Genomic DNA, 13,959 nt, shown 5'->3' on the forward strand with positions numbered 1-13,959 from the left:
TGCCGGAACCTTGGTCGACAGAACCGCATGATTTCAACGATGTGCGCTAGGTGGCTCGTGTCCGGGCAGGTAAAGTGGTGCAATCAGTGACAGCTGGGCGGCGGTCACCGTGGTGAACCGGCAGGCTCACCGGTTTCCTCGCCCGGAGACACGTCGGCCGCCACATCCACAAGCACGACGAGCCGGTCCGGATGGCCTGGCGGGGTTGCTAGAGGACACGCCCCGGCCCTCGAGGACGCCTCACGGGAGAGCGTCCTCGGCGGCCCGACGACGTCCCCGCCGACCCGAGCACGACCGCATCTCCCCGACCACCACCCCACACCACAGCCCCGGCCGGACCTCACACCCGCAAACCGGAAGCGCCCGATTATCGGTGTGAACGTGTTGCTTTAGGTCGTGTTGTGCAAGTCGGCGTGGTGTGCGGGATAGGGTGAGGCCTTCGGGATATCACGGGTGGCGTGAGAACAGAAGGACCGCAACGCCGTAGATCGCTGCTTCGGCGAGCTCAAGCAGAACCGGGCCATGGCCACCAGGTACGACAAACTCGCCGTACGCTACCGAGCCACCACCCACATCGCCAGCATCGATCACTGGCTCAAATGACCTATATAACACGACCTCGACGTCTTCCCGCATCCACTCACCGATTCCATACCCACAGTTGACAGTTGCATGCTATACTCTATATGTGGGGTATTTCTCGCCACTTCAACGTCGAAGGAGATCATCATGTGCCCCCCATCAAGATTGCCGCATTGATTGCCGTATTCTGCCTGGCACTGCTCGCGCCGCCGAGCCAAGCCGCGACAACCGCCGATGAACAAGCACCGCGGGACTGGTTGACCTCATACGGGGTTCCATCCGAACTGCAGCAGTACGCGATCGACAAGGTCAAGAACGACGAGACGCTTGACGCCGACAAGGAGGGAAGCGCTCCCATCATTACAGAGGACAGAACATCGGGCACATCTATCATTCACGTCAAGATCTATGCCGACGGCTCCTTCACTGCCGACCAGGAGTATACGGCATCTAGCCAAGCTACGGGTCACGGATCACTAATTTCTGGGGCGCAGGCGGTGATGCGACCTATGGCGGTGGCTCCTTCCGCGCTCAGCGAGTCGCCTCGAACAGAATTCTCGTCCTCGGAGACTTCGCTAGTTACGGCGGTTAGGGAACCCACACCAGGGGAATGTACGTCACATCGTACGGTTCACATCTCACAACGTCGTCCTACTACTGAGCACTGACGGAATCGGGACAAAGGAGGGTGTCGAGGAGCCATGACGACTTGGGTTGACTACTGGACTCTAATCCAGGATCTAGTTGTTTTCATCGGTATCATTGTTGGAACCTGCACGCTCGTAAACATCGCTCGGTCACTAGGTGAAATAGTGCGCATGTTGCGGCATCAGGAAGAGTCGAACAGATTGGGGGACGCCAACAGACTCGCTCACAAGCAATGAGGCCAACACTCCTGCGGCAGAAAACACGCACAGGCGCGCTCTCCCTCACAGCAGCACGGTGGCGAAGGTGCCCACGCGTCTGAAGCCCAGACCGTGGTACAGCCCCAGGCCGGCAGCGTTGAAGGAGTTCACGTACAGGCTCACCGCACCGTCGGCACCCACGTGGTCGCGGCGCACCGCGTCCACCACGGCTGCGAGCGCCACCGAGCCGATGCCGCGCCCGCGCAGGTCCGGGCGGGTCCACACACCGGTCAACTGCGCCACCGAGCCGCCCGGCCGCAGCCACAGGGAGCCCACGTCGACCTTGAAGGCCACGGCGGCTCCCCCGCCGGCAACCGCATCCTGCCCGACGGGACCGCCGGCGCCGTCGTCGAGCAGCACATAGCTGCGGCCGGAACCCACCAGCCAGCCGACGTGCCGGGCGTAGGAGGACCCGGAGGTGGTCGGGTCGTAGCCGAGCTCGCCGGTGAACATCGCCACGCTCGCCGGCAGCACCAGCGCCTCCTCCGTCGGCGCCGCCCGATGCACCCCCGCCGCCACCCAGGCCAGTTCCGGGCGCCGTGCCAGGGCGTCGGCCGCCAACGTGCCGCCCGTCCCCCGCGGCGCCACCAGCAGCGGCTGCTCCCAGCGCTCCTCCCGCGAGCGCATGCCGGCCGCCGCCAGGTGCTCCCACACGGCGGCGACGTCCGCCACCGGTCCGGCCACCGAGCCGCGGCGAGTCAGGCGCCGGAAGGCGTGGTCCGCGAGCGCGCGGGCCACCTCGTCCCCGGCGCCCGGGTGTCCCAACTCCGGCCGGGCGGCCAGGCCGAAGGGCATGAGTGAGCCGGTGGCCCAGGCGCCGGCCACAGTCCGCCAGGGGTCGGCGGCGACCACCACATCCCCGCGCGCCCAACTGGGCCAGCGCAGCACCTGGTGCGCCAGGGCGACGCCGGCGACCGGGTCGAGGGCGCACAACTCGAGCAGCCCGTCCAATTGGGCCGGGTCGAGCGGGGTGAGCGGCGACGTCGGGCGGCGGCCGAACAGGTTCACGCGGATGCGGGCGGTTGCAGGAATCGGGGCATTACGGCGGGGCTCAGACGCTGGCGACCACACTCGGTGAGGTGCCGGCCAGAGCCGCCTCGCCGAACTCGGAGCGCATCTGCTCGGCCATGATCTGGGCCTGCTCCAGCAGCGTGTCCACCACCTGGTCCTCGGGAACCGTCTTGATGACCTTGCCGCGCACGAAGATCTGGCCCTTGCCGTTGCCCGAGGCGCAGCCGAGGTCGGCCTCGCGGGCCTCACCGGGGCCGTTGACGACGCAGCCCATCACGGCCACGCGCAGCGGGGCGGACACGTCCTTCAGCCCCTCCTCCACGGATTCGGCCAGCGACCACACGTCCACCTGGGCGCGCCCGCATGACGGGCAGGAGACGATCTCCAGCTTGCGTTCGCGCAGCCCCATGAACTCCAGCAGCTTGGTGCCGACCTTGACCTCCTCCACGGGCGGGGCGGACAGGGACACGCGAATGGTGTCGCCGATGCCCTGCGCCAACAGGATGCCGAAGGCGGCACAGGACTTGATGGTGCCCTGAAATGCCGGGCCGGCCTCGGTCACGCCCAGGTGCAGCGGCCAGTCGCCGCGCTCGCTGAGCATTTGGTAGGCCTGCACCATGGTGACCACGTCGTGGTGCTTCACGGAGATCTTGAAGTCGTGGAAGCCGCACTCCTCGAACAGGCCGGCCTCCCAGACGGCGGACTCCACCAGGGCCTCGGGGGTGGCCTTGCCGTACTTCTTCAGCAGGCGCGGGTCCAGGGAGCCGGCGTTGACGCCGATGCGCAGGGAGGTGCCGTGGTCGGAGGCGGCCTTGCAGATTTCGGCGACCTTGTCGTCGAACTTGCGGATGTTGCCGGGGTTGACGCGCACGGCCCCGCAGCCGGCCTCGATGGCGGCGAACACGTACTTGGGGTTGAAGTGGATGTCGGCGATGACGGGGATGCGCGACTGCTTGGCGATGATCGGCAGGGCCTCGGCGTCCTTGTCCGTGGGGCAGGCGACCCGCACGATGTCGCAGCCGGCCGCCGTCAGTTCCGCGATCTGCTGGAGGGTCGCCCCCACGTCGTGGGTCTTGGTGGTGGTCATCGACTGCACGGAGATGGGGGCTCCGCCCCCGACCTCCACGTCACCGACGCGGATCTTGCGGGTGGGCTTGCGGGGCGCCAGCACCGGGGGCTCCTCACGCACGGTTGGCATGCCTAGGGCGATCGCTTCTGTCACGCCTCACAGTATGGCACCGGGCGAGCCCGGTCGCCGTGGTGGCCGGCTCACACCGGGGTGCGATTCGCCTCCCGGGGCGGCGTTTCCGCAGCCCGCGCCGCCCACCGCTCAAATGGGCGCGACGATGTCAACCCAGATGAGTAGCACGGCCATGAGAATCAGCAGGTAGAAGACGACCTGCCCGACCGGCAGCATCCTGGCGGTATCGGCGTAGCCGGGATCGGGGTTGCCGTGAGCGCGGGCCCACAGGCGACGGATGCCCTCCCAGCAGGCGCCGGCGACGTGCCCGCCATCCAGCGGCAGCAGCGGAATGAGGTTGAAGGCGAACAGGGCCAGATTCAGCGAGCCGAGCAGGCTGAGCATGGAGAACAGGCGCACCGAGAAGGGCAGACCCATATCCGTGCCGGTGCCAGCGCTGGACACCTCCCCGGCGATGCGCCCCACCCCGACCAGGCTGACCAGGCCCTCGGCGTTGCGCTCCTCCAGGCCCAGTCCGGCGGCGACGGCGTGGTACAGGCCCGCCGGCAGGGTCACGATCGCCTTCAGGGTCTGTCCGACTGCGTCACCCACCACCCGCGGGATCTCCCCGGCCGGGGTGCGCACCGTTCCCAGCGAGGGGCCGATGCCCACATACGGGCGCGGCTCGGTAATCACCTCTCCGGAGGCGTCGGTGGCGGGGTTGCCCTCGGCGTCGTAGACGGTGCGGGGCACCTCCACGGCCGTGATGGTCAGGGTCAGCGCCTGCCCATCGCGCTCGACGACGACGTCGGCCGGCTCGGTGCCGGAGGCGGCGATGGCCGCCTGCACCTCGGCCCAGGTGGCGGTGGGCTCACCGTCCCAGGACACGATCGTGTCGCCTACCTGCAATCCGGCCGCGGCGGCCGGGGAGGTGGGGTCGGCGTCGGTGCACGCGGCGCCGGCGTCGATGTCGGAGGAGACGCATTCGGACACCGACGCGAGGGTGGCGGTGTAGGCGGGCTGCCCGATCACCCCCAGGGCGACGGTCAGACAGATGACGCCCAGGGCGAGGTTGGTGAGGATGCCGCCGGCCATGACCAGCAGCTTCTTCGGGACGCTCAGGCGGTAGAAGGCGCGGTCCTGCTCGTCGGGGCCGAGCTCGTCCAGGGACTCCGCGCGCGCCTCGGCGACCATGGAGCCGGGCTTGTCCGGGTGGCCGGGGCGGGCGGGCGGCAGCATGCCCAGCAGGCGCACGTAGCCGCCCAGCCAGATGGCCTTGATGCCGTACTCGGTCTCACCGCGGCGGGTGGACCACAGCTTGGGGCCGAAGCCGATGAAGTACTCGGGTACCTTCACGCCGAAGTGCTTGGCGGGCAGCATGTGGCCCAACTCGTGCAGGGCGACGGACAGGCCGATGCCGATGATGAGGATGACGATGCCCAGGATGTAGGCAAGGGTATGGCTCAAGGGGTCTCCTGGTCAGCGGGTACGGGCGGCGATCAGCTCGTCGGCGCGGGCGCGCGCCCAGGCGTCGGCGGCCAGCACGTCATCGAGGCCGGGGTCGGCGTGCCCGGTGTGGGCCTCCAGCACGGCGGCGTCGATGGCGACGATGTCCAGCCAGCGCAGGCGCCCGTCCAGGAAGGCGGCGACGGCCTGCTCGTTGGCGGCGTTGAAGACGGCCGGGTGGGTGGGTGAGGCGGCCACGGCGGCGCGGGCCAGGTCCACGGCCGGGAAGGTATCGGCGTCGAGCGGCTCGAAGGCCCAGGCGGTGGGATCGGTCCAGGGCTGGGGCCGGACCAGGCCGGCCAGGTCGGGGCGGTGCGGCCAGGTCAGGCCCAACGCGATCGGCAGGCGCATGTCCGGCGGGGAGGCCTGGGCGATGGTGGCGCCGTCGATGAACTCGACCATGGAGTGGACCACGGACTGGGGGTGTACGGCCACGGTAATGTCGGCGGGGTCGACGTCGAACAGCAGGTGCGCCTCGATCAGCTCCAGCCCCTTGTTGACCAGGGTGGAGGAGTTGACGGTGACCACGGGGCCCATCGCCCAGGTGGGGTGGTTCAGGGCCTGGGCGGCGGTGACGCCCGCGAGTTCGGCGCGGGTACGGCCGCGGAAGGGCCCGCCGGAGGCGGTCAGGATCAGCCGTCGCACTTCGCTGCGGCCGGTGACGTCGGGGCTGGTCAGCCCCTTCTCGTGGACGCCGGCGCGCAGGGCCTGGGCGATGGCCGAGTGCTCGGAGTCGACGGGCACGACCTGTCCGGGACGGCGCAGGGCGCGCTTGACCAGGGCACCGCCGACCACCAGGGACTCCTTGTTGGCCAGCGCGAGGGTGGCGCCGGAGCGCAGGGCGGCCAGGGTGGGGGCCAGGCCGACCGAGCCGGTGATCCCGTTGAGGACCACGTCCCCCTCCCCCACGCCGGCGGCCTGAATCAGCTCGGTGGCGGCGCCGGGGCCGGCGAGGATCGCGGTGACGGGGTCGGGCCGGCCCGCACGGGCGGCGGCGTCGGCGAGGGCCGCGCGCAGCCGGGGTACGACGTCGCCGGCGGAGGCGGACACCGCCAGGCGGGGCACGCGGTGGGCGACAGCCTGCTCGGCCAGCAGTTCCAGGCGGCCGCCGCCGGCGGCCAAACCGGACACGCGCGGCGCCGGGACCCGGCCGGGTTCACCCGGGGCGCCGGGGTGGGCGGCCAGGTGGTCGATGACCTCGAGGGCCTGGGTGCCGATGGAACCGGTGGAGCCGAGCAGGACGACGGCGCGCGCGGGATCACCCGAAGCGGTTGCGGTCATGGTGTGCCCTACTCCACCGACAGCAGGACCTCGACGGTCCGGGCGAGAAAGCGGTCGACGCTGGCCTCGTCATAGGCCTTGTCCCCGCGGGCGGCGGGGAAGACGGCGGCACGCACCTGGGTGGAGGTCAGGGCGCCGTCGGAGTCGAAGTAGGCGGCAATGCGGTCCATGAGGGCGTCGACGGCCTCCTTTTCGTACCCCCGCCGGGCGGCGGGGGCGAAGCGCTCACCGGCCGGGCGCAGCAGCCGCGGGTACAGGGTGGTGGCCAACTGGGCCACCTGGTCCATCCAGGCCTTGCGGCCGTTGGTGGCCACGTACTCGGCGCGGCGGCGCTGCAGGAAGGCGGCCTCGAGCCGGTCCAGCGCGGCGTCGACGGCGTCGGGCCGGTAGCCGCCGTGGACGATGTCGAAGGCGACGGTGCGCACCCCCTCGGAGTCCATCTCGGCCAGTTCGCCGGCGTCGTAGATCTCGTGGGCGGTCTCGAAGTAGCCGTCCACCTGCTCGACGCGGTAGCCCTGCTTAAGCATGCCGACCCTGGGGAACATGTCGCTCATCGCGTGTGCGCCGCCCTTTCCTGCTTGAGCACCTCGGTGGCCAACTGGCCGCAGGCGCCGTCAATGTCGCTGCCACGAGTGTCTCGCACCGTGGTGGTGATGCCGGCACGCCGGAGCGTGTCGACGAAACGGTCCTGGACCTCCGGCTCGGAGCAGGTCCAGATGGAGCCGGGGGTGGGGTTCAGGGGAATGGGATTCACGTGGGCCCAGCCGTGGCCGCGGCGGTTGAGCTCGTCGGCCAGCAGCTGCGCGCGCCAGGCGTGGTCGTTCATGTCCTTGATCAGGGCGTACTCGATGGAGACGCGCCGGCCTGTGGCCTCGAAGTAGTCGTGGGCGGCGTCCAGCAGCTCGCCGACCTTCCACTTGGAGTTGACGGGAATGAGGGCGTCGCGCAGTTCGTCGTCGGGGGCGTGCAGGGAGACGGCCAGAGTGACCGGCAGGCCCTCACCGGCGAGCTTGCGGATCAGCGGAACCAGGCCCACGGTGGAGACGGTCACGCCGCGGGCGGACAGGCCGAAGCCCTCCGGGGCGGCGTCGATGATTCGGTGCAGGGCCGCCACCACGTTCTTGTAGTTGACCATCGGCTCGCCCATGCCCATGAACACGACGTTGGACAGGCGGGCGGGGCCACCGGCCAGACCGCCGGCCTCGGACAGGGCGGCGGCGTGACGAATCTGCTCGATGATCTCCCCGGTGGACAGGTTCCGGGTCAGCCCCATCTGGCCGGTGGCGCAGAAGGGACAGGCCATGCCGCAGCCGGCCTGGGAGGAGACGCACAGGGTGGTGCGGTCCCGATAGCGCATGAGCACCGACTCCACGCGCACGCCGTCGTAAAGCTCCCACAGGTGCTTGATGGTGCGGCCGCCGTCGGCGCGCAGGGCACGCACCTCGTGGATCAGGTCGGGCAGCAGTTCGGCGCACAGTTGCTCGCGCTGGGCGGCGGGCAGGTCCGTCATGTCGGCGGCGTCGCGGGTGAAGTGAGTGAAGTAGTGGCGTGAGAGCTGGTCGGCGCGGAAGGCGGGCAGACCGGCCTCCCGCAGTGCCTGCTTGCGGCCGGCCAGGTCCAGGTCGGCCAGGTGCCGGGGGGCCTTGCCACGGGCGGGGGGAACGGCGAAGGACAGGCGGGGGCGAGCGTCGGGGCTGGTGGCGCCCTCGGGCGGCTGATCGGTGGGCAGCACCTGGACGCGGTCGGAGTCGCGGCGCGGCGTGGCCGTACGGGCGGCCCCGGCACGTGGGCCGCGTGCGCGGATGACGGCGGAGTTGCTGCTCACTGGGGCCATGATCCTTCCGATTGTGAGAGTCGAGCGCGTTCGCGGACACGAGCGGCCGAAGCGGCAGCGTACTCGGGCCAAGCCGCCACTGCCACGGCGTCGGTCACAGTCCCGGGGCGACGGCGCAGCATCTGGTGCATCGCCGGGTCACCCGACCAGGAGGCTGAATACGTAGACCACCGGGGCGGCCACCAGGATGGAGTCGAGCCGGTCCATGAGACCGCCGTGGCCGGGCAGGAGGGTGCCCATGTCCTTCAGTCCGAGGTCGCGCTTGAGCAGGGACTCCCCCAGGTCGCCCAGCGTCGAGATGACCACCACGGTGGCGCCCAGCAGCGCGCCCGCCCACACCGGCCCGTCCAACGCCCACAGGCAGACCGCGCCGGCGCCGACGGCGGCCAGCAGGGAGCCGGCGAAGCCCTCCCAGGACTTCTTCGGCGACACGCTCGGCGCCATGGGATGCCTGCCGAAGTTGATACCGGCCAGCCAGCCGCCGGTGTCGTTGGCGACCGGCAGGGCGATCAGGGTCAGGACCTTGCCGACCCCGTGCGTCTGGGCGACCAGCAGCACGGCGAACCCGGCGAGGAAGGGCAGGTAGGTGGCGGCGAACACGGAGGCGGAGGCGTTCACGGAGCGGGAGCGACGCACGGCGTCGTGGGCCTCGGTGCGCAGCACATCATGGCCGGCCTCCTCCAGGGCGGTGCCGGACTCGGCCTCCGCCTGATCCAGGAAGCACCAAACCACGCAGGCGCCGGCGGTGGCGATGTAGGCGCCCAGGGCGGCCTCCGCGCCCGCCCGCCAGGCGCACACCGCCACCCCGAGGGTGCCGATCCACAGCGGTGCCAGCGGCAGTCGGATGCCCTTGCGGGCGAAGGCACCGGCCAGTTCCCACAGGGCCCCGCACACGGCCACGACCACCACGCCGACGAACACGATCTTGTTGAAGACCAGCGAGGCCAGGATCGCCCCGATCAGGACGACGGCGACCCCGACGGCGGCGGGCAGGTTGCGTCCCGCCCGCCCGGTGGCGGGCAGGGGGGCGCGGTTGCGCGTCGGCGGCGGGGCGAGCAGGGTGGACAACAGGCTCACGGTGGGCGGCGTACTGGTGCGGTTCGGGGTCGAGGCGGGGCTCAGACCTCGAGGAGCTCGGCCTCCTTGGTGGCCAGTGCGGCGTCGATCTGCTCGACGTAGCGCTTGGTCAGGGCGTCCAGCTCCGCCTCGGCGCGCTTGACGTCGTCCTCGCCGGCCTCGCCGTCGCGCTTGATGGCCTCCAGCTCCTTCTTGGCCTTGGCGCGCACACCGCGCACCTGCACGCGGGACTCCTCCGCGCGGGAGCGGGCGAGCTTGACGTAGTCGCGGCGACGCTCCTCGGTCAGCACGGGCAGGGTCACGCGGATGACGGTGCCGTCGTCGGTGGGGTTCACGCCCAGGTCGGACTCGCGGATCGCGGTGACGATCTCCTTCATGGCGCCGCGGTCGTAGGGGCTGACGATCACGGAACGGGCCTCGGGAATGGTGATGGAGGCGAGCTGCTGCAGGGGCGTGGGCGCCCCGTAGTAGTCGACCACGATTCCGTTGAACATGGACGGGTTGGCGCGGCCGGTGCGGATGGCGGCGAGTTCGTGCTTGCCGGCGTCGAGGGCCTTGTCCATCTTGTCCTCGGCATCGAGCATGACGTCGTCGATCATGGTTGGTTCCTTCGGTTGTTAGCAGTGTTGATGGGCTGTCGGTCGGCTGTGGTTCAGCCTTTGGCGCGTTCGCCCGTACGGCCGAGCGCGGAGGGCGCCGCGCGGATGGCGCGGCCGGAGGCTAGTCGCGGGTGACGAGGGTGCCGATGTCCTCCCCCAGCAGGGCGCGGGTGATGTTGCCGGGCTCCCCCATGCCGAACACGCGCATGGTCAGGGCGTTGTCGCGGCTGAGGGCGAAGGCGGAGGCGTCCGCGACCTGCAGCCCGTCTGCCAGGGCGCGCGCATAGGTGAGGCGGTCGAGCTTGACGGCCTCGGGGTCGCGGCGCGGGTCCGCGGTGTACACGCCGTCGACCCCGTTCTTGCCGACCAGCAGCTCGTCGCAGTGAGTCTCCAGGGCGCGCTGGGCGGCGACGGTGTCGGTGGAGAAGTAGGGCATGCCGGCGCCGGCGCCGAAGATGACGGCGCGGCCCTTCTCCATGTGGCGGATGGCGCGCAGGGGAATGTAGGGCTCGGCGACCTGGGTCATGGTGATGGCGGACTGGACCCGGGCGGGTACACCGGCCTTCTCGATGAAGTCCTGCAGGGCGAGCGCGTTCATCACCGTGCCGAGCATGCCCATATAGTCGGCCCGGGCGCGATCCATACCCCGGGCGGACAGTTCTGCGCCGCGGAAGAAATTGCCGCCGCCGACCACGATGGCTACCTGCACGCCCTGCTTGATGGCGGTGGCGATCTGCTGGGCGGCGTCGGCGACGACGTCGGCATCCAGGCCGACCGCCCCACCGCCGAAGACCTCACCGGAGAGCTTCAATAGCACCCGCCGGGGATGGGTGCCGTGGGCGATGCGGTCGTCGCGGTCCGGGGACTCGCTCATGCGTGGTGCCTCCTGCTGGGTGCGGACGGTTCAGCGGCTTCGATGCGGGCGCTGCGCACAGCCTACCTGCACAGGGTGGTTCCGCGCCGGAGGTAACGATAGAGTCAGGGAGTGACGAAGCGTATATCGACGGAGTGAGCAGCCGTGTTCGGATTCAGGCTCAGCGAGGCGTCATCCCCGGAGGAATGTCGGCACCTGACCGACAGGACGACATGCCAAGACACTGACGCCAACGCTATCGAGGTACGCGCGCTGAGCAAACGCTTCGGCGGGCCCACGGTTCTGAACGAGGTCACCCTGGATGTCCGCTACGGCGCCATCACCTGCCTCCTCGGCCCCAATGGGGCGGGCAAGACCACGCTTATGCGGATCCTCGTCGGACACGAGTCCATCAGCCGCGGGAGTGCTCGCATCGTGCTGCCGGAGGACGGCGCGCTCGCGGACCGCACTGTCGGATACGTTCCCGACTCTTCGCTGGTATACCCGCTATTGACTGTGCGCGAGCATCTGCGGCTGGTGGAGGCGTTGTTCGGCCTCAGCCGGTTCAGCCGGGCGCAGGAGGAACAGTTTCTGAAGGCGCTGGGACTTGATGAGCACGCGGACCTGCTGGCCAGCAAACTCTCGAAGGGGTTGAAGAAGCGGCTGATGCTCGCCTGCGCGGTGCGCCAGGGCGCGCGAGTCCTCGTCCTGGATGAGCCCTTCGATGGGCTCGATCCGGCGGGCCAGGAGATGCTCATGTCGCTGGTGGAGCAGTTGCGCGACCAGGGGTGCTGCGTGCTGGTGTCGACGCATCGGCTGGACATCGCCGAGCGGGTAGCCGACGAGCTGTTGGTCCTGGACCACGGTGAGCTCGTGTTCTCCGGCACGCCCACCCAGTTCGTGCGTCTCGGCGAGCCCTCCCCCGACAAGACTGCCTTCGAGGCCGCCTTCGCCGCCGTCAGCCGCCGCTCCGATTCCCGACCCCGGCTGGCCGAATTCGACGGGACGAGTCCATGACCGCCGACGTTGTTCCCACCGCCGCGCGCCAGCGTGCCCGACAGCACGTCTCGCGACTGGTACTGGTACTGCTGGAGGCCCGTCTGCGCGGCGTTCGACACAAGGCGGTCGGACTGCTTAAGAGCTGGCCGGGGCGTCTTGCTGGTATCGCCGTGGTGGTCGTCAGCGGCCGGTTGCTTTGGATCCTGGTAGCGCCCCCATCCGGGCGCGCATCTGCCATCCCCGACTGGCTGCTGCGAGATGTGCTCGGCGCCGTACTGGTCGGTGCCCTCACGGTCTGGGGCACCCATTCAGTCGCCCGGCCTCCCGTCATTCTGGGCACCGGTGATATCGGCGTTGTGGACTCCGGCTCCTTGATTCGCGTATCACTAACCGCGGGCATTCTCGCCCGTCTGTCGGCCTCCGTAATCGGCGGCCTGTACCTGGCCGCCGTACTCTCCGGGGTGGCCCCCACGCAGTGGGCGGAACTGGAGTCGCGCCTGTGTTTGTGGACAGTCCTGAGCAGTCTCGGAGTCTGGATGACCAGCGCGCGCTTGGCCTGCGGCTGCGCAACGTGGGCTTTTCCCCGCACGCGCCCGCTCCTGACCCTGGCATGGTGGAGTCCGACGACAGTATTGGTATGCAGTGTGCTCGCCCGCGTGTCGGAACAGGGGGTGAGGGCACTGAACCTGCTGGGCGACATCTTCATGACGCTGACCGGGCACTGGCGATCGGCCATACTGCTCGCCGCTGCCGCCGCCTTGATCTACGCGGTGGTGATCGCGGTGGCGCCCGGGCTGACTCCGCTGTGGGCGGCACCCGCGTACCAGCTGGCCGCAATCCTCGACCTGGCCGAGAGTCGGGACGCCTCGGCGGCATTGGCCCTTATGCGCCCGGCACATGCGTCCAGCGGGAACATGCCCGCCGTCGTCCGTGGGGCGGCCGCCTTAGTAATCCGCCAGTGGTGGGAGGCGGGACGCCGCCATTCCGGCAGGGTCCTCGTATTCGAGGCGCTGGCGGCCTATGGGGTCGGCCGGCTGATCGGTTGGCTGCTCCCGGAGTGGTGGCCAATCGCGTTCCTGATCGTAGGCGGATTTGCAGCTTCCTCATGCGCTTTGGACGGCGCCCTAGCGGAAGCACGCTACCCCCTGTTCTCTGCGGCGAGCAGTACCCGCTGTAACGCACTGTACGTGGGTGCGTGGAGCTGTCTGTTGCCCGCATTACAAACGTGCCTGATCTGCCTGCTGACCGTCCTCGGCGGCGCCCAGGCTCGCCTGCCCGGCGGTGCCGTGGCCATCGCACTCGGTTGCGCATTCACCTGGCCGCTGTTCGCCGCGGCGTGTTCCGTGTCCGCCGCGCTCCTAGCAGCGCGAGGCATTTCGAACCACCTGACCAGCGGCGTCGGCGGGCTTGCCGCCCTCGGAGGGCCGCTGGTCCTCGCCGTCGGCCAGGGCACGGCAGCATTGGCACCCGGGTTTGTGGCAATCGCCGCTCAAGTCGGGGCCACCGCATTGGCCTCGTGGGCACTGCTGCACATCGCCCTCGCAAGCTGGTCCGCCTCGCGGTACGCGGTACGCATTGACAGCCGGACGGCCGCCAAACACCTCAACACAACCACTCAAAGTCCCGCCGAAACGGAGGAATGATCATGGCAGGAATGGACGAGAGCGCCAAGACGGTGCTCAAGGACGCCCGCGCGGTGGCGAAGGAACGGGGGGCAGGCAACGCCGAGCCCCTGGATGTGTTCGTCGCCGCGCTCCGCACCAGCCCCGAGGTGGAGGCACTCGTCGGCACGCCCCACCAACTGAGCTGGGAGGAGTTGGTGCAGGAGGCGACCGCCGACGCTCCCCGCCGCGGCCTGGGGCGGCTCCTGCCCCGGCCGATCGGCTTCGACGACCGCGCCAAGGCGGCCTCGGTGCGGGCGGTCGCGCTGGCGGTCGACTCCGATGTCTCCGCGCGTCATCTGGCGGCGGCCGCACTGGAGCAGGACGACGCCCGCCTGAATGAGTACCTCGTTGCCCACGGCACCAGTTGGAACCGGCTCGTCGAAATACTGGTGGCCTGAGCGCCCGTAAGCACCCGAGATATAACACGGGGTCCCCGCGAGCATGCGCTCACGGGGACCCCGGTGCTTG

At 69.8% G+C, this 13,959-nt stretch carries 13 protein-coding genes; 4 read left to right on the forward strand and 9 right to left on the reverse strand.

Features of this window, described 5'->3' with window-relative positions:
• The first annotated feature begins 731 nt into the window (after positions 1–731).
• Positions 732–1,250, forward strand: coding sequence for a hypothetical protein (locus DRB06_RS15725; RefSeq protein ID WP_146750778.1), 519 nt, complete (start codon positions 732–734; stop codon positions 1,248–1,250).
• Positions 1,251–1,511: 261 nt separating this feature from the next.
• Here the strand turns inward: DRB06_RS15725 and DRB06_RS01995 are convergent, their stop codons facing one another.
• From DRB06_RS01995 to pyrH, 9 genes are all read right to left on the reverse strand, one after another.
• Complete coding sequence (locus tag DRB06_RS01995) at positions 1,512–2,495, reverse strand: GNAT family N-acetyltransferase (RefSeq protein ID WP_111819011.1); 984 nt, start codon at positions 2,493–2,495, stop codon at positions 1,512–1,514.
• Positions 2,496–2,538: 43 nt separating this feature from the next.
• Positions 2,539–3,720 carry a flavodoxin-dependent (E)-4-hydroxy-3-methylbut-2-enyl-diphosphate synthase gene (gene ispG / locus DRB06_RS02000; RefSeq protein WP_073332953.1) on the reverse strand — a complete coding sequence of 394 codons (1,182 nt, stop codon included), beginning with the start codon at positions 3,718–3,720 and terminating at the stop codon, positions 2,539–2,541.
• 108 nt (positions 3,721–3,828) lie between these two features.
• Positions 3,829–5,145, reverse strand: a complete 1,317-nt coding sequence (locus tag DRB06_RS02005; protein ID WP_073332950.1) for an RIP metalloprotease — start codon at positions 5,143–5,145, stop codon at positions 3,829–3,831.
• A 12-nt stretch (positions 5,146–5,157) separates the two neighbouring features.
• Positions 5,158–6,465, reverse strand: coding sequence for a 1-deoxy-D-xylulose-5-phosphate reductoisomerase (dxr, locus tag DRB06_RS02010; RefSeq protein WP_111819012.1), 1,308 nt, complete (start codon positions 6,463–6,465; stop codon positions 5,158–5,160).
• A gap of 8 nt (positions 6,466–6,473) precedes the next feature.
• A complete protein-coding gene (locus DRB06_RS02015) occupies positions 6,474–7,019 on the reverse strand; it encodes a DivIVA domain-containing protein (protein WP_073332945.1) in 546 nt (181 codons plus the stop codon).
• Positions 7,016–8,269: a 23S rRNA (adenine(2503)-C(2))-methyltransferase RlmN gene (gene rlmN, locus DRB06_RS02020; RefSeq protein WP_395994415.1), complete on the reverse strand. Its 1,254-nt coding sequence runs from the start codon at positions 8,267–8,269 to the stop codon at positions 7,016–7,018. The genes DRB06_RS02015 and rlmN overlap by 4 nt, the downstream gene beginning before the upstream one ends.
• 168 nt (positions 8,270–8,437) lie before the next feature.
• Positions 8,438–9,367, reverse strand: coding sequence for a phosphatidate cytidylyltransferase (locus DRB06_RS02025; RefSeq protein WP_073332940.1), 930 nt, complete (start codon positions 9,365–9,367; stop codon positions 8,438–8,440).
• 50 nt (positions 9,368–9,417) lie between these two features.
• Positions 9,418–9,975: a ribosome recycling factor gene (frr, locus tag DRB06_RS02030; RefSeq protein ID WP_073332937.1), complete on the reverse strand. Its 558-nt coding sequence runs from the start codon at positions 9,973–9,975 to the stop codon at positions 9,418–9,420.
• A 121-nt stretch (positions 9,976–10,096) separates the two neighbouring features.
• A complete protein-coding gene (pyrH, locus tag DRB06_RS02035; RefSeq protein ID WP_073332934.1) occupies positions 10,097–10,849 on the reverse strand; it encodes a UMP kinase in 753 nt (250 codons plus the stop codon).
• A 144-nt stretch (positions 10,850–10,993) separates the two neighbouring features.
• Here pyrH and DRB06_RS02040 point away from each other — a divergent pair, with 144 nt between their 5' ends.
• From DRB06_RS02040 to DRB06_RS02050, 3 genes are read left to right on the forward strand one after another with little or no spacing between them, the layout of a single operon-like run.
• Positions 10,994–11,845: an ABC transporter ATP-binding protein gene (locus DRB06_RS02040; RefSeq protein WP_108967774.1), complete on the forward strand. Its 852-nt coding sequence runs from the start codon at positions 10,994–10,996 to the stop codon at positions 11,843–11,845.
• Positions 11,842–13,470 carry a hypothetical protein gene (locus DRB06_RS02045; RefSeq protein ID WP_108967777.1) on the forward strand — a complete coding sequence of 543 codons (1,629 nt, stop codon included), beginning with the start codon at positions 11,842–11,844 and terminating at the stop codon, positions 13,468–13,470. Before DRB06_RS02040 ends, DRB06_RS02045 begins: the two co-directional genes overlap by 4 nt.
• A gap of 2 nt (positions 13,471–13,472) precedes the next feature.
• Positions 13,473–13,889 (forward strand): hypothetical protein, encoded by a 417-nt coding sequence (locus DRB06_RS02050; RefSeq protein ID WP_073332927.1) that lies wholly within the window; start codon positions 13,473–13,475, stop codon positions 13,887–13,889.
• The last annotated feature ends 70 nt before the right edge of the window (positions 13,890–13,959 follow it).

The organism is Actinomyces sp. Z5, from assembly GCF_003287795.1.
GTDB lineage: Bacteria > Actinomycetota > Actinomycetes > Actinomycetales > Actinomycetaceae > Actinomyces > Actinomyces glycerinitolerans.